This window comes from Vibrio sp. CJQ_6, from assembly GCF_043106745.1.
Lineage (GTDB): Bacteria > Pseudomonadota > Gammaproteobacteria > Enterobacterales > Vibrionaceae > Vibrio > Vibrio furnissii.
This window is the reverse complement of record NZ_JBICMV010000012.1, coordinates 393,281-418,798: the sequence shown is the minus strand read 5'-3', so window position 1 is coordinate 418,798 and position 25,518 is coordinate 393,281. Positions and strand designations below refer to the sequence as shown.

At 51.3% G+C, this 25,518-nt stretch carries 22 protein-coding genes and 1 tRNA gene; 3 read left to right on the top strand and 20 right to left on the bottom strand.

Annotated elements, in window-relative coordinates:
• Nucleotides 1-11: 11 nt before the first annotated feature.
• From ACF8PK_RS08945 to ACF8PK_RS08850, 20 genes are all read right to left on the bottom strand, one after another.
• Nucleotides 12-593 carry a HupE/UreJ family protein gene (locus ACF8PK_RS08945; protein ID WP_081454196.1) on the bottom strand — a complete coding sequence of 194 codons (582 nt, stop codon included), beginning with the start codon at nt 591-593 and terminating at the stop codon, nt 12-14.
• Nucleotides 594-706: 113 nt separating this feature from the next.
• Nucleotides 707-1,552, bottom strand: coding sequence for a formate dehydrogenase accessory sulfurtransferase FdhD (gene fdhD, locus ACF8PK_RS08940; protein WP_004726121.1), 846 nt, complete (start codon nt 1,550-1,552; stop codon nt 707-709).
• Between the two features lie 54 nt (nt 1,553-1,606).
• Nucleotides 1,607-3,649: a sigma 54-interacting transcriptional regulator gene (locus tag ACF8PK_RS08935; RefSeq protein ID WP_392440829.1), complete on the bottom strand. Its 2,043-nt coding sequence runs from the start codon at nt 3,647-3,649 to the stop codon at nt 1,607-1,609.
• Between the two features lie 75 nt (nt 3,650-3,724).
• Nucleotides 3,725-5,869, bottom strand: coding sequence for a formate dehydrogenase subunit alpha (gene fdhF, locus ACF8PK_RS08930; RefSeq protein WP_081454197.1), 2,145 nt, complete (start codon nt 5,867-5,869; stop codon nt 3,725-3,727).
• A 27-nt stretch (nt 5,870-5,896) separates the two neighbouring features.
• Nucleotides 5,897-6,442, bottom strand: coding sequence for a 4Fe-4S dicluster domain-containing protein (locus ACF8PK_RS08925; RefSeq protein ID WP_004726123.1), 546 nt, complete (start codon nt 6,440-6,442; stop codon nt 5,897-5,899).
• 239 nt (nt 6,443-6,681) lie between these two features.
• Nucleotides 6,682-7,137: a hydrogenase maturation peptidase HycI gene (gene hycI / locus ACF8PK_RS08920; protein WP_004726124.1), complete on the bottom strand. Its 456-nt coding sequence runs from the start codon at nt 7,135-7,137 to the stop codon at nt 6,682-6,684.
• Nucleotides 7,134-7,568 (bottom strand): formate hydrogenlyase maturation HycH family protein, encoded by a 435-nt coding sequence (locus ACF8PK_RS08915; RefSeq protein WP_004726125.1) that lies wholly within the window; start codon nt 7,566-7,568, stop codon nt 7,134-7,136. Before ACF8PK_RS08915 ends, hycI begins: the two co-directional genes overlap by 4 nt.
• On the bottom strand, nt 7,555-8,328 hold the full coding sequence (locus ACF8PK_RS08910; protein WP_392440971.1) for an NADH-quinone oxidoreductase subunit B family protein: 774 nt from the start codon (nt 8,326-8,328) through the stop codon (nt 7,555-7,557). The genes ACF8PK_RS08915 and ACF8PK_RS08910 overlap by 14 nt, the downstream gene beginning before the upstream one ends.
• 41 nt (nt 8,329-8,369) lie before the next feature.
• Entirely contained in the window at nt 8,370-8,948 is a 579-nt protein-coding gene (locus tag ACF8PK_RS08905) for a formate hydrogenlyase complex iron-sulfur subunit (RefSeq protein WP_004726127.1), read from the bottom strand.
• Nucleotides 8,949-8,955: 7 nt separating this feature from the next.
• Nucleotides 8,956-10,701 carry a hydrogenase large subunit gene (locus tag ACF8PK_RS08900; RefSeq protein ID WP_238770801.1) on the bottom strand — a complete coding sequence of 582 codons (1,746 nt, stop codon included), beginning with the start codon at nt 10,699-10,701 and terminating at the stop codon, nt 8,956-8,958.
• 3 nt (nt 10,702-10,704) lie between these two features.
• Nucleotides 10,705-11,658, bottom strand: a complete 954-nt coding sequence (locus ACF8PK_RS08895) for a respiratory chain complex I subunit 1 family protein (RefSeq protein ID WP_004726129.1) — start codon at nt 11,656-11,658, stop codon at nt 10,705-10,707.
• Nucleotides 11,659-13,590 carry a proton-conducting transporter membrane subunit gene (locus ACF8PK_RS08890; RefSeq protein ID WP_275724313.1) on the bottom strand — a complete coding sequence of 644 codons (1,932 nt, stop codon included), beginning with the start codon at nt 13,588-13,590 and terminating at the stop codon, nt 11,659-11,661.
• 2 nt (nt 13,591-13,592) lie between these two features.
• Nucleotides 13,593-14,198: a 4Fe-4S dicluster domain-containing protein gene (locus ACF8PK_RS08885; RefSeq protein WP_014205182.1), complete on the bottom strand. Its 606-nt coding sequence runs from the start codon at nt 14,196-14,198 to the stop codon at nt 13,593-13,595.
• A 278-nt stretch (nt 14,199-14,476) separates the two neighbouring features.
• On the bottom strand, nt 14,477-16,288 hold the full coding sequence (gene selB, locus ACF8PK_RS08880; protein WP_392440821.1) for a selenocysteine-specific translation elongation factor: 1,812 nt from the start codon (nt 16,286-16,288) through the stop codon (nt 14,477-14,479).
• Complete coding sequence (gene selA / locus ACF8PK_RS08875) at nt 16,285-17,688, bottom strand: L-seryl-tRNA(Sec) selenium transferase (protein ID WP_238770798.1); 1,404 nt, start codon at nt 17,686-17,688, stop codon at nt 16,285-16,287. Before selA ends, selB begins: the two co-directional genes overlap by 4 nt.
• A 67-nt stretch (nt 17,689-17,755) precedes the next feature.
• Nucleotides 17,756-17,847, bottom strand: a tRNA-Sec gene (locus tag ACF8PK_RS08870).
• A gap of 338 nt (nt 17,848-18,185) precedes the next feature.
• The gene (locus ACF8PK_RS08865) at nt 18,186-19,160 is read right to left on the bottom strand and encodes a chemotaxis protein (protein ID WP_172562165.1); all 975 of its coding nucleotides are present in this window, start codon (nt 19,158-19,160) and stop codon (nt 18,186-18,188) included.
• Nucleotides 19,161-19,183: 23 nt separating this feature from the next.
• Entirely contained in the window at nt 19,184-19,891 is a 708-nt protein-coding gene (locus ACF8PK_RS08860) for an ABC transporter substrate-binding protein (protein WP_231623464.1), read from the bottom strand.
• A 159-nt stretch (nt 19,892-20,050) separates the two neighbouring features.
• On the bottom strand, nt 20,051-20,734 hold the full coding sequence (locus ACF8PK_RS08855) for a response regulator (RefSeq protein WP_392440818.1): 684 nt from the start codon (nt 20,732-20,734) through the stop codon (nt 20,051-20,053).
• Nucleotides 20,731-22,353, bottom strand: coding sequence for a sensor histidine kinase (locus ACF8PK_RS08850; protein ID WP_004726137.1), 1,623 nt, complete (start codon nt 22,351-22,353; stop codon nt 20,731-20,733). Before ACF8PK_RS08850 ends, ACF8PK_RS08855 begins: the two co-directional genes overlap by 4 nt.
• A 368-nt stretch (nt 22,354-22,721) precedes the next feature.
• Between ACF8PK_RS08850 and ACF8PK_RS08845 the strand changes: the two genes are divergently transcribed.
• The 3 genes from ACF8PK_RS08845 (at nt 22,722) to ACF8PK_RS08835 (ending at nt 25,517) form a co-directional block, all read left to right on the top strand.
• Nucleotides 22,722-22,955, top strand: coding sequence for a hypothetical protein (locus ACF8PK_RS08845; protein WP_014205186.1), 234 nt, complete (start codon nt 22,722-22,724; stop codon nt 22,953-22,955).
• 151 nt (nt 22,956-23,106) lie between these two features.
• Nucleotides 23,107-24,546, top strand: coding sequence for a TolC family protein (locus ACF8PK_RS08840; RefSeq protein WP_392440814.1), 1,440 nt, complete (start codon nt 23,107-23,109; stop codon nt 24,544-24,546).
• Complete coding sequence (locus ACF8PK_RS08835; protein WP_055466729.1) at nt 24,543-25,517, top strand: HlyD family secretion protein; 975 nt, start codon at nt 24,543-24,545, stop codon at nt 25,515-25,517. Before ACF8PK_RS08840 ends, ACF8PK_RS08835 begins: the two co-directional genes overlap by 4 nt.
• The last annotated feature ends 1 nt before the right edge of the window (nt 25,518 follow it).

Sequence of the window (25,518 nt, the reverse complement as noted above, 5' to 3'; positions counted from 1 at the left end):
GCTTCGGTCCATTATGAAAACAGGAATGAACCACCCAGCAGCGCGATTGCCGCACCTGCCAGTTTGGTCAGACGTTTGCTGGCTGCAAAACGCATTACCATTTCGCCCAGAGCGATACCAGCAATGTGCAGACCCGCTGTCGCAACGATAAAGCCAGAGAAGTAGCTGATCGCTTGACCGTTGATTGGCATTTCTGCGCCATGCGCCATACCGTGGAATACCGCAAATGCCATGATCAATGTGGTCGCCATTTTTTGTGGCATGTTCGCACCGCGAAGCAGCATCACACCCATCATCACGACGCTGAGCGCGATGAAGGTTTCAACCCCGGGAACCACAAGGCTAGAAATCCCCATCACACCGCCAATCACCATGAAAGCGATAAAGCTCAGTGGCATCGTCCAGCGATTTTTACCACCAAACAGCGATGCGAGCAGACCCACACCAATCATCACGCTCATGTGATCCAAACCCGTCAGCGGGTGCATAAAACCGCTTTCCAATCCATGACTACCAATGTGGCCCGGGTGAGCAAACACCATCGGTGAGAAAAGAAGGCATAGACTGACGATTGCTGTATTTTTTTTACTCATAACGAAAAGCTCTTAAAAAATGAACGAGAAAATAAAAACTAAAAAAAGAAGACTCATGACTCCCGATATGCTGGAAACCCAGCAGCCATGAGCCTTACGACTAATCAACGCGATTAACTGACATCCCGTTGAACAGTATCCTGATAACGCACGCGCTCAGGGTGCGCGTAAATATTGAGGCGACCTTCACGGCAATAGCCGCATAACGTCACATTAAGACGTTCCGCCAATTCGACCGCCATGGAGGTGGGGCCGGAGAGCGCGAGCAAAATTTCAAAGCCGCACGCAGCCACTTTTTGTACCATTTCAAAGCTGGCACGACTGGTGACCAGCACTGCCCCGCCTTTAACTTGCTGGCGGCTCGCCCAGCCAAGCAATTTATCCAGCGCAATGTGGCGGCCGACATCTTCAAACAGCGCTTGCACCTCGCCCTGCTCGTCCAAATAAGCGGCGGCGTGCGTGGTACCGGTGAGTTGATTCAAACGTTGGTGCTGCTCCAGCGACGCGAGCGAATGATCGAGAAAGTCAAAGCAAAACTGCGCGGTGGTGGGCAGTGGCATCAGGCAACGCGCCACCTGACTGAGTTGTTCCGTGCCGCAGATCCCGCATCCGGTCACACCGGCCATTGAGCGGCGACGCGCTTTCAAGCGGGCAACGCAGCGATTAGCTAATTCAATCGATACCGTGCAGCCTTGCGCGTTGTGGGTTACGTCAATGTCGTGCACATCGCGGGGATGGTCGATGATGCCTTCGCTGAGCGAGAACCCCAGCGCGAAAGCTTCTAAATCTCGTGGCGTGCCCATCATGACGGTGTAAGCGATGCCGTTATATTCCAAGGCAATCGGCGTCTCTTCGATCAAAATGTCATCTTGACTCCACTGTCCGCGAGTGCGCTGACATTTGATGATGCTGCGTGTTGTCACTTCGGGATGACAGACCGTCTGTTGTTCTTCGTACACCGTTGATACCTTTGTTTATTGTCTGTCGACCGAACCATCCGCAATCCAAGCGGCTTAGCGTTCGACAAGATAATCCTTACTGCTAATCTCCATTTTTTGCATGCGTGACAACAGCGTTGTCCGTTTCAATCCCAGTTTCACGGCCGCGCCTCTTGGCCCAGCCACAATGCCATTGCTCTCTTTCAACGCCTGAATGATCGCCTCGCGAGAAATCGTGTCCTCGCTGGTGTTGGCAGCCAGCGCAGGTGCAGGGCTCGACACGGGTTGTCCCATACCGACCAGCTCATGCACAGGCACATTCAGCACTTCGCCACGCGTTAAAATCACCGCGCGCTCGATGAAGTTTTTCAACTGACGCACGTTGCCCGGCCAAGCATATTCCGTCATGCAGCGCATGGACTCTTGGCTGATGGCACGAATGTTTTTGCCCATCTTTTTCGAAATTAGACGCGCAAAATGTTTCACCAGCAGCGGAATGTCTTCAGCCCGTTCGCGCAGCGGCGGCAATCGAATCGGGAAGATATTCATGCGGTAATACAGATCGCTACGAAACTGCTTCTCTTCCACTCGCGCGAGCAAATCGACGTTGGTGGCCACCACCAAACGCACATCCACGTGAATCAACTGGTTGTGGCCCACGCGTTCGATCTCATGTTCTTGCAGCACCCGCAGCAGCTTGGGTTGCAGTTCCAGCGACAAATCGCCAATTTCATCCAAAAACAGCGTGCTTTGGTCGGCCAATTCAAAACGGCCCACGCGATTTTTGATTGCGCCCGTAAACGCGCCGCGTTCATGACCAAACAGCTCACTTTCAAACAGACCATCTGGGATCGCCGCACAGTTCATTTTGATCATTTGGCGATTACAACGGCGGCTCATTTTGTGAATCGCTTGGGCAATCAGCTCTTTACCGGTGCCGGTTTCCCCTTCGATCAACACGGTACTGTCACAGCTCGCGACCATCGCAACCTGATCCAACACCTGGCTCATCACTTCACTTTGGCTGATGATGTCGTCAAAGATTTGGTAATGCTCGTACGTTTCATCGATAAGGATGTCGGTGCTTTTGGGCAGCGACTGCGCACTGTGCTGGCTTTCACGCAAACTGTGCATGCTGAGCGCCACGCGCGCCGCGATCTGTTGCAGCAGCGCAACATCAATCTCTTGCAACTGCGCCGCATCGCGCAGCATATAAGCAATTTTGCCCACCAATTCCCGACGGAAAATCAACGGGACTAAAATTAAACATTCAATATCATTCTCAATATTGAAATCGCTATGTTCCGCGCGCAATTGATCGAAATCATTGCCCGTAACAATCATGGTCTCGGGATAATAAATATCCAGGACGCTTCCAGAAATATCATTAAAGAAAAAACACTGCGTTTGAATATCATTCCCAACAATTCGTCCATCTCGCTGAATACAGCGACCGTTGTCCATATCAATAATCGACAACTCTTTGATTTTAAAATAAGGATGTAAACAGTTGAGTAATGATGTTAATAGATTTTCTTTACTGCTTTGACTAATAACGGCATTGGTGACATCTACCAGAATATGGTAATTGTCTCTTTCATCACTAATGTGTCGTGTTAACGTATTTGCATGTTGATGATCCAACACATGCGTAATAAACGACACCAACATACTGTTAAATAAATTAAATTGATTTTCGCCCCCATCCAATTGGTCAAATTTGGGGTTAATCAGCTCAATCGCACCGAGGTGTTTGTCCAAGGTATCCAGCGGGATCTTGTAGTAACTACGCACGTTCTGGTAAGCCGGATGCTGCGCCAGCTTTGGATGTGAGTAGTAAAAATCGACGCCGTCAAGTTGATACACCTGTTCTTCGTAACGTTGATGATAATTATCAATATTATGATGAAATATCACATCGCTTTGGATTTGCTGATTTGCATCAAGAAAATAAACGATCGCTTCACCCAATCGCTCATCATTTAGAATGATATTGATTCTCTCGACGTGTAAAAATTCACACTCTTCGCTGTGAAGAAATGTGAGCAGATCAGACATCCCATGAATTAGCAGCATCGCTTTGGAAAATGCGGTTAATTCTTTCGCTGTTTTATTCATAATAATAACAATAAATTATAGCCCTTCGTATTTGTCATCATTATAAACGCATACGAAGAGCTATTGATTACCGAATTAAGCAAACTCAACTTGCGACTTTAATCGCGCTTTCATGTTGCTATATTCAGTTTGTACATAATTTTCAGCCCACGGTTGATCGTCAATTTTCTCAACTTTCACGGCGCAATATTTAAATTCCGGCGTGCTTGAGATTGGATCCACGTGTTCAATCGTCAGCTCGTTACAGGCACCGATCCACCATTGGTAGGTCATGTACACCACACCTTTGTTGGTTCGTTCACTACAACTTGCACGAGAAATGACTTTACCGCGGCGCGATGAAATCCAAACAAGTTGTTGATCTTTAATGCCAAGTTTCTCTGCATCGGCTGGGTTCATCTGAACGTATCCAGGTTCATCTGCCAAAGCAGACAAGGCTGAACAGTTACCGGTCATTGAACGGCACGAGTAGTGGCCCACTTCACGCACGGTTGATAGCACCAATGGGTACTCTTCATCCGGTTGTTCCAGTGGCGCACGCCAGTCGGCTGCAATGAACTTCGCTTTGCCTGATGGTGTCGAGAACTTATTGCCTTCAAACAAGAACGAGGTCCCTGGGTGATCTTCAGTTGGACAAGGCCATTGTACCGATTTCAGATCCGCCATTTTCTCGTAGGTTGCACCCGCGTAAAGCGGTGCCAATGAACGCAACTCATCCCAAATTTCTTGGGTGTTGTTGTAGTGCATTGGGTAACCCATGCGTGTTGCCAACAGGCTGAAGATTTCCCAGTCCGGTTTCACGCCTTCTGGCGGAGTGACGGCTTTGTAGAAACGTTGGAAACCACGGTCAGCACTGGAGTACACGCCTTCATGTTCGCCCCAACTGGTCGCTGGGAAGACCACGTCGGCCATTTCAACCGTTTTGGTCATGAAGATGTCTTGTGCAATCACCAGTTCCATCTTGCGCAGCGTATTACGCATCGCGTTCAAGTCCGCTTCTGTCTGCGCTGGGTCTTCACCAAAGATGTAGAAGGCTTTACATTCGCCGTCTGCCACTTTGTGACCAACTTCAGTCAGGCGGTAACCTGGTTTAGGTGACAATGACACGCCCCACGCTTTTTCAAATTTCGCGCGGATGGCATCATCAGTCACGTCTTGGTAACCCGGATATTGGTGAGGCAACATCCCTAAGTCACACGTACCTTGTACGTTGTTCTGACCACGAACCGGACCACAACCCACACCACGACGACCCCAGTTACCGGTTAAGGTAGCCAGACCTGCCAAGCCGCGAACCACGTCAACCGCTTGACCGTATTGCGTCACGCCCATGCCCCAAAGGATCATGGCTTCTGGCGCTGCTGCATAAGTACGAGCTGCTAAACGAATCGATGCTGCGTCAAGACCAGTAATCGTTTCCACGGTTTCTGGTGCGTAGTTCTTCACGATGTCGTAGAACGCGTCAAACCCTTCGGTGTACTGCTCAACAAAGGCTTTGTCGTACAGGTTTTCTTCGATGATGGTATAAGCCAGTGCGTTCACCAGCGCCATGTTCGAACCGTTGTTCAGTGGCAACCACTGATCCGCAATACGCGCAGATTCAATCTTACGCGGATCACACACGATGACTTTGGCACCATTCGCACGTGCTTTGATAATATGTCTTGCTACAACTGGGTGAGAATCCGCTGCGTTGTAACCGAAAATGAGCAAACATTTTGTTTCTTGAATTTCGGGAATGGCGTTGCTCATTGCACCATTACCTACTGTTGACTCCAGACCGGAGACTGATGGCGCGTGTCACACCCTAGCGCAGTGATCGACGTTGTTGGTCCCAATGACCGCACGTGCCAGTTTTTGCATCACAAAGTTCGCTTCGTTACCTGGGCCACGAGCCGAACCGGTTGTCATAATGGCGTCTGGGCCATATTTGCTTTTGATTTCCATCAGCTTTTCAGCGGCGAAATCTAACGCTTCATCCCAAGAGACGGCTTCCAATTTCGCGTCTTTTGTACGACGGATCATCGGTTTTTTAAGACGAGGAGTCAGCAAGTTAGTATCGTTTAGGAAATCCCAACCATAATAACCTTTCAGGCACAGTTGACCTTCGTTGGTCCGACCGTCGGCCGGTTCTGCACCCACTACTTTGTTGTTCTCAACAAGTAGCTTTAGTTTGCACCCCGTACCGCAGTACGGACAAACTACAATGGATTTTTTCATAGTTACCTTCTTCACTATTTCAAGAAATCAGACAGTGACAATCGCGATACGGCTGGCAGCCGCTTCACGTTTGCTCTGACTGGTTTGATGAATTTCCTCTGGTTCAATCAGAGAAATCGCACCTGTTGGGCAAACTTCCATACACGCAGGGCCGTTGGTACGGTGAGAACATAAATCACACTTAATCGCTTGTGATTTAGGCACTTTTCGTGCGAACAAAGCACTACGTGACGTGTCTTCAATCATGGTTGTCACGACATTCATTGCGCCGTAAGGGCAAGCAATGGCGCAGGTTTTACAGCCAATACACCGTGATTGAATCACTTTAATGTAACCGTCCTCGTGGACAATCGCGTTGTTAGGACACACTTGAGCACACGGTGCATCGTCGCATTGACGACACATCACCGGCGTGGTGACGTGAGCATTTTTAATGACCTCTAATCGAGGTAGAAAACTCTCACGATCTTGCAGTGTCCCGATACCTTCATCTTGATGTGAAATCGCGCAAGCCACTTCACACGTGCGACAGCCAATACATTTATTAGCGTCAGCAAAGACAAATCGATTCATGGGATATCCTTCTGTGTCGATAGAACCGAGTCAACCACTCGGCTCCTTATAAGCACAAGGTGTGCCAATATTGAAATATCAACAAAAATAATTTTAACTCATTGATTTTGAATCATTAAAAACCCAAAACTCGTGAGGAAACATCGAATCATTCCCGGAGTGAAGCTGAGCGCGCAATAACATCGACACAAGTGCCGATGATTTTCGGCACAAGTGTCGACACTCAGCAAAATCTCGGGTTAACAGCTCTCGTAACCGCCGTGGCCTTCCCATTCAGGAAGGCGGCGATGCAGCTCGGTCACAGCCTCGGTGACCATCTCGGTCATCGGGAACGAGAACGCCACAATCGCAGGCTGAATGCCGACAAATGTGACTTCCGGAACGAACGTTTTTAGCTCATCAATCAGGAAATTGAGCGGTAAGCTGTGCGTGGACACCATGAACATGTCTGCGATGGTATCGGACTCGATAATGCGCACTTCCCCCGCCTTTTCGCCAAAGTCAGCGGCATCCACAACCAACACGCGTCGCGGCTGAATTTTGCGGATCAGATGCAAGCTATCTTCCGGCATGGTGCCGCCTTCGATCACGCTCCATCCGACCGGATGATCACGACACAGTTGCGCCAGCAGCGGGCCTGCGCCGTCATCGCCCATCATGTTGTTGCCAACCGTTAACAGTAAATCTTGGCTCATGCCCCACCCCGAATCATCAAGTACATGGTCGGCTCGTTGTAGATCGCGTTCAAAATGGCGATCATGCCTTTCGTCAACTGTTGGCTTTTTTCTGATTGCGTGGTGCTATCGATGCGATCCAGCGCCAGCGCCAGCATGTGAATGTGCTCTGGGAACACCGTGATCTCACCAAACATCAGAAAACCTTTCAGCTTGCGATAGGCTTCGCTGTGTTCATCAAGGCCGGAAATCCAAGCCAGGTACTCGTGACCTGAACACTGCATTTCAGACTTCAGACAATCGACAATGCCGAGGTGGTGGCCGATGGTCAGGCTGTAATACATGATCTGCTTCGCTTCTTCGGGCACATCGTATTTGTTGTCGACAAATTTACGGCTCAAGCGGTAGAAGTAGACCTGTCCTTCCAAATGGCGTGATTCACTGACAGCCATGGCAAGCCCCTTTCGGTTGATCGCCACCGGTGATTTGACGCATCACCGAACGCATCACGCTGTTCACGATGTCGCTCAGGCGTGGGTCGTCGCGTTCACTCAAGTAGCGGCTGACGTTGCTGTCCACGGTATCGCTTGTACTGTTCGCCAGTACAACCAGCAGTTCGTTGGCGATGCGTTTACCTTGGCGGTAACCCGCCAGCAGACGGGTTTCACGTTCCACCATCACGCGGATATCCATCGGAATACCGGTATGGCGCAGTGTGGCCGGTGTGGATTCAACATCATGTTGTTTGGCATGCATTTTTTGTTCAAGCAGGCCGAGTGCGACGGCAAAGCCGTACAACGTCGCAGCGGGTGTTGGTGGGCAACCCGGAATGTAAACATCCACCGGAACGATTTTATCGGTGCCACCCCACACACAATACAAGTCGTGGAAAATACCGCCGTCGCAACCGCACGCGCCGTAAGAGACCACGATTTTTGGATCCGGCGCCGCTTCATACGCACGCAGCGCTGGCGCACGCATGGCACGGGTGACCGCACCCGTGAACAGCAGAATGTCGGCATGGCGTGGTGATGCGACCACTTTGATCCCAAATCGTTCTGTATCGTAAACCGGCGTTGTGGCGGCGAAGATTTCGATTTCGCACGCGTTGCAACCGCCGCAGTCGACGCGGTAAACGTAAGCAGAGCGTTTGATTTGCTTGATCAGCGCCTGTTTCAGTTTCTCATGCTGCGGAGAGACTTCGACCGGCACGGCGGTGGTGTGTTGTTCACCAGACAGTTGCTTGATACCTTTCACATCTCCTCCGACGTCATCAGGATTAAATCATTAGGACTGGTCATAAAACGGTGGGTCGCCAAGTTGGTGCCATCGAGCATGTTGTCTGCGCGGCGACAGGCCGGACAGGTTTCCAGCTGACGGCGACGTGTGGCGAGCGCTTCGCCGCTCAAACCCGCTTGTTCCAGTGAATCCACCACGTAGTTGAGCAGTTTTTTCGCCACAAATGGACGCTGGCAGCAGGTGCAGTTGGCCAATTCGAATTCTGCACTTTCGTACAAATCTTCTTTTTTGGTCACGGCCAATTCAAACGCTTTGGAGAGTTCAATCGCGTGGGTTGGGCACACCTCTTCGCAGCGGCCGCAGTAAATGCAGCGCGCCAGTGAGAGTTCCCAACGACGCGTGCCGTTCTGTTCATCCGTTTCCATGATCAAGGCATTGGCCGGACAAGCGCGTGTACACGCACCGCACGAAATGCATTGGCTCGCATTCAACTCCGGTTTACCGCGAAAATCCTCGGCAACCTCAAACGGCGCAAACGGATATTTCGCCGTCACGTCGCCAGTTTTGAGAATGGTTTTGAGTAGTTTAATCATGACAGCCTCACAGTCCTTTCAGCGGTGAGTTTTTACGGCTCACGCTGTATTGTTCGATGGCTTTGTAGGACACGGTTTGGCTACGTTTTTTCTTGGTGTCCACGATGGTCACGCGGTCAGTACAAGAGTAACAAGGGTCCAAACTACCGATGATGAGCGGCGCATCAGCCACGGTATTGCCACGCAGCATGTAACGCAGGGTTGGCCAGTTGGCGTAAGTGGCCGCGCGGCAACGCCAGCGGAACAGTTTTTGGTTGTCGCCCGTCATACTCCAGTGCACGTTTTCACCCCGTGGCGCTTCGGTAAAGCCCAGGGCAAATTTGTGCGGTGTGTATTCGAAATCTTCGGTCAGAATGGCGCCTGCTGGCAGGTTATCCAAACCGTATTCAATGATGTTAAGAGAATCCAACACTTCGCGGATACGTACGATGACGCGAGATTGCACATCGCCGTTGCCCATGTGTTGCAGTTCAATCGGCACGTTCGCATACGCTTCCAGCGATTGACCATGCACCACACGCACATCACGCTCAAAACCGCTACCGCGGACCAGCGGGCCAACCGGACTGAAGTCGCGCGCGATGTCTTTTGCCAACACACCCACGCCGACCAAACGGCTGTCGATGTTGGGTGTAGAAAGCAGCACTTCCACCAACTCTTGGAAGGAGTGACGTACTTCACGCACCATCGCGATGCCTTTCTCACGTTGCGCTTTCAAGAAGTCGCGACGCACACCCCCAATCAGGTTCATGCCGTAAGTTTTACGAGCACCGGTCAGCAGCTCAGCCAGTTCCATGGTTTTTTCACGCACGCGGAAAAATTGCATGAAGCCGGAGTCAAAGCCCACAAAGTGGCTCGACAAACCAATGTTCAGCAGGTGACTGTGCAGACGTTCCACTTCAAGCAAAATGGTACGAATCATTTTCGCACGCAGTGGCACTTGGACATTGAGTGAGTTCTCAACGGTGTTGGCGTAACCCACGCTGTGGGTGAAACCACAAATGCCGCACACGCGGTCGGCCAAAAAGCCCACTTCGTGATAGCCCATGCGTGTTTCTGCCAATTTTTCCATGCCGCGGTGTACATAGAACATGCGGTAATCGGCATCCACGATATCTTCACCATCCACGAACAGACGGAAGTGGCCCGGTTCATCGGAGGTGATGTGCATAGGACCGACAGGCACGATGCGGTTGGAATCGTCACCACGTTCGTTGATGAACGGGTACGTTTCTGTGTCCGTGGTCGGTTGTGGACGTTGGCGATAATCCATCGCATCTTTACGCAATGGGTGCAGATTTTCTGGCCAGTCATCCGGTAGGACCAAACGGCGTTCGTCAGGCAGGCCCACAGGGCGCAGACCAAACATGTCGCGAATTTCGCGCTCGCCCCAAACCGCTGCGGGAATGGTTGGCGTAATAGAGATGAACTCTTGGCTGTTGGCATCCACCAGCACTTTGACGGTGATCCAGCATTTCTCAACGCCTTCCATCGACAAGGCGTGGTACACCGCGAAGTGACCGTTGATGCTGCGTTCGTCGTTACCAAACGACACAGCCAGCCAGCCGCCTTGATCGTAGTAAAGCCATTGCATCACTTCGACCAGCGAGGTCATTTTCACGGTGATGGTGACTTGGGTGTTGGTCTGCCACTCTTCTTCAAGGATGGCACTCGGGAATTTTTGAACCAGCCCCGCCAGATAGTGTTTGCCTGTTTTCGCTAAGGCATCGTTTTGTGTATTCATTGTCATCATCTGTTACCAACCAAAAATAAAAAAGACCAACGCGAGCACAGTGCCGCCAATCATGGGGAACACCGTGCGATGCATGTTGAGAAAGCGAATACGCGCCATGCAGTTTTCAACGATGCCAGCCAACAAGAACACGACGAACAGTTTCACCAACAGGCACAACGCGGCGCTGCCCAGCTCTGCGCCGCTCAAATTCGCTGCGCGGCCCCAAGGAATGAAAATGGCCAAAAAGAGCTGTGCCACAACCAGTTGTTTCAAGCCCAAGCCGAGTTTCACCATCGCCAGACCCGCACCGGAATACTCTGTTGCTGGGCCTTCTTGCAGCTCTTGTTCTGCTTCGGCGCTGTCAAACGGCAGTTTGCCCATTTCAACGAACACAGCAAAAGCACACGCAATGCCTGCAAACAAGTAAGTCACCGGACGCACCCACTCGCCGCTTTGCACGGTGTGGCTGATCACGCCAAGGTCAGTTGACCCCGCGCCCAGCGCCATGATGAAAATCGCGAGGATAAAGATAGGTTCAATCAAGATACCCAGCGTCAGCTCGCGGCTACTGCCCATGCCGGCAAACATGCTGTTGGAGTCAATTCCCGACAAGGAGAAGAAGAAACGGCCAATCGCTAACAGGTAAATGTCGGTGATCAAATCGCCCGACACCGGAAATGGCGACATGTTGGTGAAAGTTGGCAGCGACATGCTGATCAGCAGCAAGCTGGTCAGCAGCACCCAAGGCATCATCCAAAACACAAAGCTGGCATTGGCTGGTGCCACCGATTGGCGGCGCAACAACTTACCGATATCGCGGTAATCCTGCAGAATGCCAGGACCACGGCGAGAGTGAATTCTGGCTCGAATAACACGAGAAAAACCGGTCGCCAGCGGTGCCAGACATAACATCAGCAACGCTTGGAATACCGCAAAGATCACCCAGTTTAAGCTGGGCATTTCTAGTGAATACATTTACATAACTCCAGAAATCAACGGGAAAAAGATCGTGCAAAGCACCACAAGGCCAATCCAGAACGCCATGGTTCTGCGGTAAGCCCAACGCGAGATTTCTTGCCCCGCAGCCGGTTGAGACAGTAAGAAGCGCTCTGTCCACGTGCGGTGAGGTCGAGATTGATAGATATAGCGGAACATGTGACGCATCGGCTGGGTGATCCCACCAGCAGACACTGTCATTTTTTGCTCATATTGGTAGCCGCACGCCCAAGGGTCGCCTTGGTGACGGTTCGCTAAACGTTGACGTTTGTGGAAGGCCAGAATCGCCATGGGTACCAACAGCAGCAGCGCCAGCGCGCACAAGATGAGTGGCGTCGATAGCAGCGCCTGCATGTTGCTGGCAGGGAACAACGACATACCTTGTGCCACAGTGACCGCGCCAGTTTGCAGCGTTGCGCTGGCAATATCGGCGATGTACGGTGCAATCCATGGTGATGCAATGCCCAGCACCACACACAGCACAGACAAACCGATCGTCGCATTGACCATCGCGTTGCCCACTTCAGTGGCGTTTTCCGCGGCATCAGATTTCGCCGCGCCACCAAAACAGATGCCGTACACTTTGACAAAACACATGCACGCCAGCGCGCCGGTCAAAGCCAGCATCACCGCGCCAAATGGGCCAAAGACAAGGTGTGCAACACTGCCGGTTTGGCTGATAGAAAACAGCGATTGGTAAATAAACCATTCACTGACAAAGCCGTTCAGCGGTGGCAGCGCAGAAATCGCCATGCTACCGATCAAGAAGGTCAGCGCAGTTTTTGGCATACGTTTCGCCAAACCGCCCATTTTTTCCATGTCTTTGGTGTGCAGGCGGTAAACCAGCGAGCCGGAACCCAAACACAACAACCCTTTAAACACAGCGTGGTTGAGCAAGTGATACAACGCGCCCAGCAAACCCAGTACTGCAATCACCATGTGATCGGTCGCGATGCCCATCATGCTCACGCCCACACCCATCAAGATGATCCCGATGTTTTCCACTGAGTGGTAAGCCAGCAGTTGCTTGATGTTGTGCTCTGCCAGCGCAAACATGACGCCCAGCACGGACGACAGCGCACCGAAAATCAGCACCACCAAACCCCACCACCATTGGGTCGCACCAAGAAACACAATGGCGACTTTCAGCAAACCGTACACACCCAGTTTCACCATCACGCACGACATCAGGGTCGCACAATGTGACGGCGCCAATGGGTACGCTTTCGGCAGCCATTCGTGGAAGAAAATACCGGCAGACTTAATGCCAAAACCAATCAGCGCCAATACAAAGGTCAGCGACGCCAATTCACCTTGCGGCGGGGTCGCAATCCAATCACTGAACATCAGGCTGTTGGCGTGGTAGGCCAAAATCGCAAAGGTCGCGACGATAAACACGTTCGCCACATGGTCCATCACCAAGTAATGTAAACCTGCTTTACGGTGTGCAGCGGTGTTTCCTTGAATCACCAAAGCAAACGAGCTGAGTGAGATGATTTCCACGATGATTAAGAACGCGATCGCCTGATTGGCTGCCACTAACGCAGTCATCGCACCAGCGAACAGGTTAAATAAAACCGTAATGGAACGGGCGCCCTTGCCCAGGTACTCATCAAGATAATTCATCGCGTATCCCGCAGCGGCAATCGAAACAATCGCAATCACCAACAGCAACAACGCGGATAATTTATCCAGCACAAACACATCGTAAAACAAGCTAAATTGCAGCGTGTATCCAATCGGATGAACGATCACAGCCACAGCAGAAATCAGGCTCAAAATGCCCGCAAACATACTGATCACGCTGGATAAACGCAGGTTTTCCCACTCATGATGACGAGAGAACATGGCCACAAACGCCGCAGCGAGATAACCACACAGGGATAACGCGGTAAGCACAAGAGGATTCATGGTTACGACTCCATATTGACAACAGCGGAGACGCTCGACGCCGCTTCACGTTTTGCATCACGCGCTTGCAAAGCACTTGCTTCGTCCACCAGCACAATCGCACCCGTTGGACACACTTCCATACAGGCCGGACCTTGGTCGCGGAATCCGCACAGGTCGCATTTCACGGCAATGCTTTTTACGCCCGGTTCCCACGCCAACAGATCGTGGCCAAAACTTTTCGGATTCGACGTACAAGGATTACTAGAACGCGGCGTTGAAGGGATAAAGGTGTCGTAGCTATGAGACATCGCAACAGGACGGCTGCCATCCAGCGCGATCGCACCAAAAGGACACGCCACAGCACATAAGGTACAACCTATGCACAATGTTTCTTGTAAGAGAATGCGATCCTCTTCTTTTTTGATCGCGTGAACCGGACAAACCGTCGCACAAGGTGCGTCTTCACAATGTCGACACATAATCGGCGCGGTCGCGTCGTTATGCTTGACTACGGTTAAGCGAGGATGACTTTGCAACCCTTGTTTCTTATGCACATCGGAACATGCTGCCATGCATGTTTGACAGCCAATGCATTTTGTTGGGTCGGCAACCACAAAGCTTTTCATAGTATACCCTGGTTGTTAATAGTGCCCTTTAAGAGCATAAACCGTGCCAGAACGTAAACTTTAATTTAAATCATTATAAAACAATAAGTTAAATTAAAACCCACTCCAAAATTGTTCCATATTTAGACACGTCATTGTGTGTCGACATTCCCCTCGACACACCCCGTCGACACTTGTGACGACACTCACATTTTTCCGTTTAAAAAACAAAACGGCAGAGGGAGTTCCCTCTGCCGTTTTACTGTCCATGATGCTGTGATTTTGCGGTGAAATTTGGCCTATTCGCTGGCCGATTTGAGGATGATTCGAACCTCATCATCGCGGCGTAACCAGCCATCTTTTTCCATTCGATTGACAAACGGAATGAGGTATTTTCGGCTCAAATCCACCCGCTGTTTTATCTCTTGCAAAGTGACCCGATCATGAGGTTGGTTCGCGCCAATCGCTTGATGAACCAGTGCCTGATACACCCCCATATCGAAGTAAATTTGCTCATCAATCGCGGTGATGTATTTCTGATGCGCGAGCTGACGAAGCCATTTTTTATCTTGGCCAAGAGACACTTTATTGAGCTCTAAACCCGCTGCGCCCGCTTCACGCGCAAGGCGTAAAATGGTCTGCGCCACCTCAGGCAATTCATCTTCGCTTTGTCCGCTGCCCAACTGCCATTTCGCGTAGCTATAAAAAATACGATCTTGCTGTTTGAGTTGTTGTGTCAGCACTTGCACGATGTCTGACTCCATTTGCAGCGAACTCGACAGTTCACCCGGCCCCATCGCGCGACCTTCAGACAACTGTTGAATGATGCACGCTTGCGCCTCAGCCAACCATTGCGGATCAAAGACATATTGGCCTTCAACCACGCCTTGCGTCGCCGGTTCGCCACACAGTAACGCCACCGAATAGTAGCCTTGCAGTTGCAGCAGCATGTCCAACTGCGCATTCGCCGTCAGTCCTTGTGGCAAATCAGACAACGCTTGATAGATGGCACGTTTCCGCGCTTTGGCGATGAACGATGTCCACACCACATCCGCTTGGGCCAGCAATCCATGACCGCTACTTTGAATGATCGCCAATCGCTGACCAAAAAACATCGGACGTGGTTGACGAAACAGCAAGCGTGCCAAGCGAGTATTGGGCAATGGAATACACTGCGCCAAACCGTGCCAAGTGCCCACGGCCACTTCCACTTCCGTCGAACGGGTTAAACTTGCATCGCTGTAGCGATCATCAAGGCGCACAATGCAACTGTCCGTCATCGTCACCGGTGCCGACGGCGCGCACAGCAAATCGCCACGTTGCACCTGTTTTCGGCTTAACCCTTTAATGTTGAGCGCCACGCGGCAGGTGGCTGTCACGTCATGCACTTGTTGGTGATAACACTGAATGGAACGAACCGCACCCGTTGTGCCACCGTTCGGGCTGAACAGTTTATCGCCGACACTCACGGTGCCTTGGGCCAGCGTTCCGGTCACAATGGTGCCCACACCATTGGCCACAAACACGCGATCCACGTACAACAATGGCGTACTCGCATCGCCCGGCATCACATCGCTCGGTTCAACTCGCGCGACCATGTCCAGCAAGGTTTGACGCAACGTCTCAATATTGTGTCCCGTAAGCGCGCTGACGCACACCACTTCGGGCACAATGCCGGTGACGTCCATGATGCTTTCCAAGGCCGATTCTTCAACGTCGGCCAGCACTTGCTCGCTGACGAGGTCGCTTTTGTTGATGCACACCACGATGTCTTTGACGCCCATCGCACGCGCCAAGCGCATGTGGGCAAAGGTCATGGGCATGCACCCTTCGGTGGCGGAAATGACTAACAACAGAATATTGATGTGCCACACGCCGGCCACCATGTTACGCACGTAACGCTCATGCCCCGGTACATCAATGATGCCGATGGTGCGACCCTGTTCGTCTTCGAAATGGGCAAAGCCTAAATCTTGCGTCATGCCCAGCGCTTGTTCATGCGGACGGGCGGTCATCATGCCTGTCAGCGCTTTCACTAGCGTGGTTTTACCGTGGTCAACGTGACCTGCGAGGCCAATGACCGTCTGAGGTGAGGTATCGATGCCGCTCATGCGTGTTCACCGCTGTCGAGCTGTTGAAAAAAAGCATCCAAGCGTTCGACAAAAGCGGCCTGATCCGCCTCAAGCACCGTGGTGAGATTCAACACCACTTGATTGTTGTGCAGATAACCAAAGATGGCTGGCGTGCCAAGACGCAAGTGATCCAGCAGCGCTTGAGGTTTCAGCGGCGTGTTCAGCACTAAGCCGCAGCCGGGATACGTTTGCGCGGGCATAGTGCCACCACCCACTTGGGTTGACAGTGCCACAAACGCCACCCAATGAGGCCAACGCTGCGCCAGGGATTCACACCATTGACGTGCCTGTGGCAGGTGCGCCAATGTCCGTTCAGCAATGCCCTGCCCGGCCGCGTCTTGGTTGAGTTTGCGAACCAGCAGCTCTTCCATCAGTGACAGAATGATGCGTCCGCAACGAAAAGCACGCATCATGGGGTTGCGACCCAAACGTTGAATGAGGTCATCACGACCAGCGATCAAACCCGCTTGTGGGCCACCCAGAATTTTGTCGCCCGAGAAACAGACCAAATCCGCGCCCATGTCTAAATAGGTCGCCAGTTGTGTTTCGTCTGGCGCAAAGCTTTCGGTCGACATACCTGAGCCCTGATCAATCACCAGATTGACATGGCTTGGCAAACGACGCTTCACGTCGCGAATATCGGGGGATTCAGTAAATCCGCCGATGAAGAAATTGGATTGATGCACCATCAACACCAGCGCGGTGTCGTCGGTAATCGCGTTGATATAATCGTCCGCAGTGGTGACGTTGGTGGTGCCCACTTCAACCAGTTTGCAGCCTGACAATGCCAAAATATCGGGAATGCGAAAGCCGCCACCGATTTGAATTTGTTCGCCGCGAGACACAATTACTTCTTTGCCTTTGGCAAGTTCCAGCAACACCAGATACACCGAGGCGGCGTTGTTGTTCACCAACAGGACGTTCTCTGCGCCCAGCCAGCTTCTCACCAAGGTCGGTAGCAGCCCATTGCGGCCACCCCGTTTGCCGTTTTCCAGCGTAATTTCCAAATTGGTGTAGCCAGTGTTCACCTCTGAGATGGCATCCCACACCTCTTGGTGCAGCGGAGAGCGCCCCAAATTGGTGTGTAGCGCGATACCAGTCGCATTGATGACGCGATGTTGGCGTTGCAGCATCAAGCGCTCACAGCGCTGTACAATGCGTTGATTGACATCGATGTGTTGCGTGCCTTCGGTTTTAAAGGTCTCCGACTGACGAATGCTCGCGAGTTCAGCGCGAATCAGGTCGGTAACCACAGGACGGCTCAGTTGACTGATAAAAGGGGCAAGTAGAGTGAGTTGCAGTAACTGTTCGACCTGAGGAAGACGGTAATTGATGCGAGCGGTACTCGCCTCTGAAAGCTGAGGGGATTTTGAGTTCAAAATGATTCCTTGTTATCTGGTCAATACAACAAGGTCACTACGGAGGCGATTGATATAGTGACAGAATTGGCGGAAGAGGCAGGAATCGAACCTACCAAAGCCTGTGCGGCTCACTTTGGTTTTGAAGACCAAGAGGGCCACCAGACCCCATCTCATTCCACAACGTGTTCAACGGTAAGTAAATTCTTACATCAGTTTCTTGATATAAATCACTGTTCCATCGAATGAACTCAAATTATTTTGAATTCTTCAATTATTTTTACATCAAATGCAACAAATTGAACATTCGGAAAACAATCTAAAAACCTCAGTGATGAATAGCCCCCCTTCCATAGAAGGGTCAATCATGGCCATTGCGGCGTTGTCGTCGCCGGTGTTCAGGGGGTGGGACGCTGTTCTATGTATCAAAAGCACAGGTCAGAAAGCACGCATCAAAAAGCGGAGCTCGTAGGCTCCGCTTGCTTCATTCAACATCATGCTCAGTCACCTCGCGCGACTCAGCTAAAAATGTAGTTGTCCATCATACTGACCAGTTTGCCGATTTCCGGCTTAGTGATGGTGTCATTGGCACCCAGCGACATCGCTTTGTGACGGTTATCTTCACTCATCAACGACGAGAACATCACGATTGGTGTTTTGGCGTACGCTTCACAATCACGCAGACGTTTGACCAAGTGCATGCCATCCATTCGTGGCATTTCTACGTCAGTCACGATGGCATCAATCAGCTCGCTCACCGGCAGGTTCTCTTCTTTGGCAATGCGCTGAATGTCCATCATTTTCTCGTACGCTTCGCCGCCGTCTTTACACGCAATCACGTTGTAACCAGACGTGCTGAGTGTGTCTTGAATCAGGCTGCGAATGAACGCTGAGTCATCAACCACCATGACGGTTTTCGCGTTGCGCTTGCCTATCATTTTGTGGTTGAGATCCACGGAACGGTCGACTTTTACATCGTATTTTTCCATGCTCAATTCTGGGTTGATGTCGGCAATGATCTTTTCGAAATCGAGGATCATGATCAGTTTGCCTTCTTTGCGTACCACCGCGACCACGCAATCTTGTTCGCCCGACTCCAGAAACTGACTGGGCGATTCCACATCATTCCACGAAATGCGGTGAATGCGGCTGATGCTGTCGATCAAAAAGCCATTTGTCATGCGGTTGAAATCGGTCACGATCACAAACTTATTGTCGATTTCTTTGCGCGTCGGCACGCCCAACCAGCCCGCCAAATCAACCAGCGGCGTCAGAATTTCTCGTGATGAAAACACACCAATCATGTGTGGCTGTGCATTCGGGTAATCCGTGGTGTCCGGCACGCGAATCACCTCGCGGACTTTCGCCACGTTGATGCCGTAATAACACGTTTTGGTTTCACCGCTAGGCAGCAGCTTCTCCAAATGGAACTCGATTATCTCTAACTCGTTCGTGCCGCTTTCTAATAAGATAGTACTGCTTGGATTGCTCATATTGGTCACATCTTTAAGGCCAGTCATCGATACTTGTTTAAGATGGCTTGATACCGATTCACACCATCTTCGTCGGTGGTATTCTTAATTGTATCAATACCTTTTTGTAAGTCGTTCAACAAGCTTTGATTCACGTTTTTGTTAAACGCATAATACAACAAACCTTCTTTCAACACATAAACCGTTTCAAACTCATTTACATTATAACCCGCCTGTTTGATCCACCACTGCGCGGCACGTTCGTCATACGCGATCAGATCGATGCGTTTTTTTAGCAATTGCTCGGCCAGCACGCTGACATACCCCGCTTCCTGCATCGATTCACGCGGCACGCCAAACTGCAACAGCATCTGTTCGCCCACATCGTCACGAATCACGCCAATGCGATACGATGCCATCTCCAGCGGCTCCGCAATTTTGATCTGGCTGTCTTTGCGCGCAATGATGGTGACTTTGATGTCGTCAATCGGCCCGACCCAATGAAACAGGTCTTCGCGATGCTGAGTGCGTGTGGTGGAAAACAGCACCGAATCCGGGCGCAAAATGGTGGAACGATAAGAACGGGCCCAAGGCTGCAACACAATGTGATCGCTGGGCAGTTGAACCCCGGCCACTTGCGCAGCCTGCTTGAGCAGGTCGACCGAAATCCCAGTGACCTGTCCGTTTTGATTGAAATTAAAAGGCGGATACTCTTCGGTGTAATACGTCAGAGAATCCAAGGTTGCTCCCATGGCAAAGGAACACGAGCATACCCAAACAAAAGCCGCTTTACCGAATGTGTTACCTATCGTCATAACACCCTACCTATGTTCAGACTACGTCTGCATTTAACTGTAGATAGGGATAGAAAGTTCGTCTAGCGCGGGGGCGCGGGCTTCGATGGCAGTAATTTAATGACGTAGCACTTTTTTGTAGCTGCGCTCTGGGCGGCCAACGCAGCCGTAGCGCACGTCGGCTTCAAGTTCTCCCGAACCAATCAAATACTCCAAATAGCGACGTGCGGTGGTTCGGCTGGCTCCAATGCGTTCCCCCGCTTCATCCGCCGTTAAGCACACGGGTTGACGAAACAAATGACGAATTTTATCCAGCGTCACAGCATCAATGCCTTTCGGCAGGCGTTGTAAATTTGCTTCGGATTGTGCGTGCGCGGTGAGCATTTTGTCCACCAAGCCTTGGTCGAGATCCGCCACTTGGCCAAGCTCCACCTGACGCGCCTGATATTTCTTCAGCGCCGCTTCCAGACGCGGAAACATCACCGGTTTGAGCAAGTAATCGACCACACCGCCACGCATGGCTTGCTGCAATGTCTCGACATCACGCGCAGCGGTGATCAAAATAACATCGCAACAGGCGTTGCGCCCGCGTACCCATTGAAGAATGTCGAGCCCCGTGCCATCAGGCAGGTACACGTCCAGCAGCACCAAATCCGGTTTCAGCACCTCAAGTTGCATCTCGGCTTCCGCTTGCGAAGTCGCAATGCCCACCACATCAAACCCACCCATTTGGTTGAGGTACTTGTGATGTAACTGAGCAATCGCTACGTCATCTTCAATGATTAAAACCCGAGTACTCATTGCAATTCTTCCTTCGGTAAATAAACCGTCATACGTGTTCCAAATTCTTGGTTGCTGGCCATGTCCAAATGGCCTTGATAGCGATCCGAAAGCTGTTTCACCAAATAAAGCCCCACACCGCGGTTCTGTTTGGCTTTACTGGAGATACCTTTATGCAGCAAGGTGTTCGGATCCACATCATGCGGCAGCCCGCAGCCTTGGTCTTCGACTTCCAAAATAATGTCATGCCCATAATCGCTCACCGACACATCAATGATACGTCGATCCTGCGGAATCAGTTGTTCACTGCGAATCACGCTCAGCGCGGCATCAAAGGCGTTATCAATCAGATTGCCCAAAATCGTCACCACATCTTCAGCCTTGATTCGCGGTGGCAAGACATCTAGATGTGACCCTTCATCCACTCGCAGTTCCAAGCCGATCTCGCGCGCGCGTTCGGTTTTGCCCAGCAACATGCCTGCGATGAGCGGATCTTTCACGGTTTCGCGCAAAAACTCGATCAAGCTTTGATAATGTTCAGTTTCTTGGCCAATCAACTGTTGCACCGCCTCAAGTTCACCCATCTGCACTAAGCCGCTGATGGTGTTGAGTTTATTGCGATGTTCATGGGTTTGTGAGCGCAGCATCTCCGCGTACTCTTTGGTTTGCGACAGTTGCTCGGTCAGCTCATTGAGTTCATCACGCAAGCGGAAACTCGACACCGCACCGACCACTTTACCTTCAACAATCAGCGGGCTGCGGTTGGCAATCAAACGCTGCTTGTTGAGGTAGAGTTCAATGTCGTGGTCAATGTCGCCCGATTCCAACACGGTATACAAGTCGCTGTCCGGCAACGAATCGGTCAGCAGCCGATTGAGCGCTTTATCGCGGTCAATGCCGAGAATTTCGCACGCGCTCTTGTTGATCGACCGCAACACACCTTGGTCATCGATGCTCAGAATGCCCTCTTTGATGGTGCTCATGGTGACATCGAGTTCCACATACAGTCGCCCAATCTCTTCCGGTTCAAAGCCCAAAATCGCTTTTTGAAAACGGCGGGAGACATAGCTGGAAACCACGCCGTTGGCCGCCACCACCAGAAACGTAATGCCAATCAAATAGATTAAATAGGGTTCGATACGATCTTGCAGGCGTTCCAACAAATAGCCGACGGACACCACGCCGATGATGTTGCCCTGCGCATCCAGCACCGCCGATTTGCCGCGCACAGACTTACCCAGCGAGCCTTGGGCAAACGACACATACGCTTCACCGTTGATCAAGGCGCGCTCGTTGTCGCCCCCCACCATCGGCTTGCCAATTCGACGTTCAAGCGGATGCACAATGCGAATGCCCTTCTCATCGCCAATCACAATAAACGCCGCGCCAATCAGCTGGGTCAGATCGCGAAACCGCGCCTGCTGCGCGTCGGACGCATCGCCGGCTTGAATTAAATCGATGACCGCAGGAGAACTGGCCAGAAACGACGCCACACCGAGCGCTTTCAGCCCCATTTCTTCTTCCTGTGCGTGCTTGATGTATACGAACCCGGCCGCCACCAGCACCAGCAGTTCTATCAACCCGGATAAAGTCATTATGATCAGCATTCGTTTGCGAAAGCTGATGCTGTTCCATGTCATCGAAGTCTCCTTATTGCCAACAAAACTAACATTGAATTAACAACAGCGCGAAACGCGGAGCTGAGAACTGTGAGCCCTGTGATAGTCCCCAACTGATTCATTTCGATAACAAAAATCACTGGTTAAAAAACCAACTCAAAGCGTCCAATAAATCATCAAAAAAAACAAAACCATTTACACCCTTAAAACATGGCATAGATCACATCATATTTAGGTTATTTTTAGTTCGTTTGGGTGAATAGCCGATATACTCAATGGGCAGTGAGCACTGAAGGAAGCGTTGTAATGACAATCACGACTTTTAAATAACTATTCAAACGTGATTGCGGCTTAACGAATACAACTACATTGTCAGAAGGAAACTCACCATGGAAAGAGATGCATTTGGAATATGTTTGTCGCATGACATGCTATTCGAGAATTTGCACGGCACATTTACGCATGTTCGGGCTTATGAGCTGGAAGCGGAAGATGATGACCACCTACGCGTGCTGCTCGCATTCCCACAAATGTCCGGTAAGGATGTCTTGGTGACCATGCAAGGCACTAAAAAACTTATCTGGCGCGCTGATTTCTTGTGCCCCTCTCATTCTCAGATCTAATCGCTCGCTGACTTCGTAAACCGGGTCAGCGTGCTCTCGCATGCGTTGCACTTTCTTGTATACTGCTGATGGCTTTTAAAATTCTGTCACGTCAGGCAGAAAATCGATAACATAGAGCATTAACTCTAAAAACCAAATTCTGAGCTTAAGCATGAAAGTGAAAACCATCAGTATGCTGATGTGTTCACTGTTAGGAATCTCGTCAGTGTCTGCTGCGCCCATCTCTTTCCAGCAAGCCTGGGAAATATTGCAGCAAAACAATAATTCTTTAGCCGCTGAACGAGCCAACGTTGAACACTACGAACACCTGCAAGACGCGACGTGGAACCTGAACCTGCCGTCGGTCACGGTTGGCGCCAACTACACCCGTCTTGATCAAGATGTCACCTTATCTCTGAAGCAGATCGCCGATAGCGCGGGAGGCGTGAGTATTCCGGCCTCTTTGGCTGCTTATGCCCCACTCTTTGCGTCACTCGGCTCCCTCACCTCTACCATCACCGAGCGCGATGTGTTCACATCCTCCATTCGCGCCATGTGGCCTATTTTTACGGGTGGACGCATCACCGCTGCGCAAGATGCCGCGGAAGGTAAAAAAGAAGAAGCACAAAGCAAACTGGCGATGGAAACCCAAGCCCGTTATGAAGATCTCGCCAAATACTACTTCAGCGTGGTGCTGGCAAAGGAGGTCGTGCAAACGCGCATCGCGGTTGAGCAAGGGTTAACCAAACACCGAGATAACGCGATCAAGCTGGAAAAACAGGGGCAAATCGCCCACGTTGAACGCTTGCAAGCCGACGCTTCATTGGATAAGGCGACGGTGGAGCGCAAAAAAGCGCAGAAAGATCTCGATATTGCGCAAAGCGCACTGACGCAGATTCTCAGCCAAGAGTCGATTGTCGAACCGAGCGGCGGCCTGTTCATCAATCAGAGCTTGCCTCCCATGAGTGCCTTCATCGATCAAACCTTGGCGACGTATCCGGGGCTAGCCATACTGGCTGCGAAAGAGAAGCAGGCATCGAGCCTCATCAAAGCGGAGAAAGGCAAATATTACCCAGAAGTCTACCTGTACGGCAGCTACAACCTGTATGAAGACGACTCGCTTGCCAGCCAATTGGCCCCCGACTGGATGGTTGGCGTTGGCGTCAACGTCCCGCTGATTGAAAACACGGGCCGTTCGTCTCAAGTCAAAGCCGCCAGCAGCACCGTCAATCAGGTGAAATTTTTAACCGCGCAAGCGAAACAAGATCTCAGCGTGTTGGTGCAAAAAACCTACAAAGAAGCCGAACAAGCGCTAGAAGAAGTACAAGGCTTGAATTCGAGCTTAAAACTGGCGCAAGAGAACCTGATGCTGCGCCAGAAAGCGTTCAGCCAAGGGCTGTCGACCTCTTTGGATGTGGTGGATGCCGAATTGTATCTCGCCAGCATTCGCACGCAGCAAGCCGCGGCAGGGTTTAATTATCTGATTTCACTGACCAAACTATTGGCAATTTCCAGTGAAATGACCACCTTCCCGCAATACACTCAGAGCGCTATTCCTCTGGTGACACACCCTTCCGACAACCAATTCAACACGCAAAAGGATCCTTCATGAAAGCGGCAAAATCGTCTCTTCTTGCTGTCACTGTCTTAGCAGCCGCGGGCTGGATTGGTTACAGCTTTTATCAGGCCTATCAACCCGCGCCCGTGCGCCTGCAAGGCCAAATTGAATCGCAGCAATACAGCATCTCTTCCAAAGTGCCGGGTCGAATTGATCAGGTCTATGTGCGCAAAGGGGATGACGTCAAAAAAGGCCAGCTGATTTTCACCCTGCACAGCCCAGAAATTGAAGCCAAATTGGAACAGGCCATCGCCGGTCAGAAAGCTGCAGGCGCGCTGGCGCAAGAAGCTGAAAACGGCGCGCGTGAACAGCAAATTCGCGCTGCCAAAGACCAATGGATGAAAGCCAAAGCTGCGGCGGAACTGGCAGAAAAGACTTACCTACGCGTTAACAACCTGTATAACGACGGCGTGGTCGCCGAACAAAAACGCGACGAAGCCAATACCCAATGGCAAGCTGCGAAATACACCGAAAGCGCCGCATTCCAAATGTATGAAATGGCCCGTGAAGGTGCGCGTGCCGAAACCAAACAAGCGGCTCAGGAAAAAGCACGCATGGCTGCAGGTGCCGTGGCAGAAGTGGAAGCGTACGCCGCCGATACCAAGATCGAAAGCTGGTTTGATGGCGAAGTGTCGCAGGTGCTGATGCAAAGCGGTGAGCTGGCTCCGCAAGGTTTCCCAGTGGTGACGGTGATTGATCGCGAAGACTCATGGGCGGTGCTCAATGTGCGTGAAGATCTGCTCAGCCATTTTGAAAAAGGCGCAACATTTACCGCTTATTTGCCCGCACTCAATCAATCGCTGGAATTTAAAGTAACGCACGTTGCGGTGATGGGTGATTTCGCCACTTGGCGCTCAACTGACTCTGCGCAAGGCTTTGACTTGCGTACCTTTGAAATCGAAGCTCGCCCAACCGCGCCAGAAGCAAAACTGCGCATGGGCATGAGCGTGGTCGTTGAGTTGTAAG

What these genes read in the sequence shown, in the direction of transcription:
- ACF8PK_RS08845 (WP_014205186.1), top strand. Translation starts at nt 22,722, where the DNA reads ATGGAAAGAGATGCATTTGGAATATGTTTGTCGCATGACATGCTATTC.
- ACF8PK_RS08890 (WP_275724313.1), bottom strand. Translation starts at nt 13,590, where the DNA reads ATGAATCCTCTTGTGCTTACCGCGTTATCCCTGTGTGGTTATCTCGCT.
- ACF8PK_RS08905 (WP_004726127.1), bottom strand. Translation starts at nt 8,948, where the DNA reads ATGATTAAACTACTCAAAACCATTCTCAAAACTGGCGACGTGACGGCG.
- ACF8PK_RS08925 (WP_004726123.1), bottom strand. Translation starts at nt 6,442, where the DNA reads ATGAATCGATTTGTCTTTGCTGACGCTAATAAATGTATTGGCTGTCGC.
- ACF8PK_RS08855 (WP_392440818.1), bottom strand. Translation starts at nt 20,734, where the DNA reads ATGAGTACTCGGGTTTTAATCATTGAAGATGACGTAGCGATTGCTCAG.
- hycI (WP_004726124.1), bottom strand. Translation starts at nt 7,137, where the DNA reads ATGAGCCAAGATTTACTGTTAACGGTTGGCAACAACATGATGGGCGAT.
- ACF8PK_RS08835 (WP_055466729.1), top strand. Translation starts at nt 24,543, where the DNA reads ATGAAAGCGGCAAAATCGTCTCTTCTTGCTGTCACTGTCTTAGCAGCC.
- ACF8PK_RS08865 (WP_172562165.1), bottom strand. Translation starts at nt 19,160, where the DNA reads ATGAGCAATCCAAGCAGTACTATCTTATTAGAAAGCGGCACGAACGAG.
- ACF8PK_RS08935 (WP_392440829.1), bottom strand. Translation starts at nt 3,649, where the DNA reads ATGAATAAAACAGCGAAAGAATTAACCGCATTTTCCAAAGCGATGCTG.
- ACF8PK_RS08885 (WP_014205182.1), bottom strand. Translation starts at nt 14,198, where the DNA reads ATGAAAAGCTTTGTGGTTGCCGACCCAACAAAATGCATTGGCTGTCAA.
- selB (WP_392440821.1), bottom strand. Translation starts at nt 16,288, where the DNA reads ATGAGCGGCATCGATACCTCACCTCAGACGGTCATTGGCCTCGCAGGT.
- ACF8PK_RS08895 (WP_004726129.1), bottom strand. Translation starts at nt 11,658, where the DNA reads ATGTATTCACTAGAAATGCCCAGCTTAAACTGGGTGATCTTTGCGGTA.
- ACF8PK_RS08945 (WP_081454196.1), bottom strand. Translation starts at nt 593, where the DNA reads ATGAGTAAAAAAAATACAGCAATCGTCAGTCTATGCCTTCTTTTCTCA.
- ACF8PK_RS08915 (WP_004726125.1), bottom strand. Translation starts at nt 7,568, where the DNA reads ATGGCTGTCAGTGAATCACGCCATTTGGAAGGACAGGTCTACTTCTAC.
- ACF8PK_RS08860 (WP_231623464.1), bottom strand. Translation starts at nt 19,891, where the DNA reads ATGGGAGCAACCTTGGATTCTCTGACGTATTACACCGAAGAGTATCCG.
- ACF8PK_RS08850 (WP_004726137.1), bottom strand. Translation starts at nt 22,353, where the DNA reads ATGACATGGAACAGCATCAGCTTTCGCAAACGAATGCTGATCATAATG.
- ACF8PK_RS08840 (WP_392440814.1), top strand. Translation starts at nt 23,107, where the DNA reads ATGAAAGTGAAAACCATCAGTATGCTGATGTGTTCACTGTTAGGAATC.
- ACF8PK_RS08900 (WP_238770801.1), bottom strand. Translation starts at nt 10,701, where the DNA reads ATGATGACAATGAATACACAAAACGATGCCTTAGCGAAAACAGGCAAA.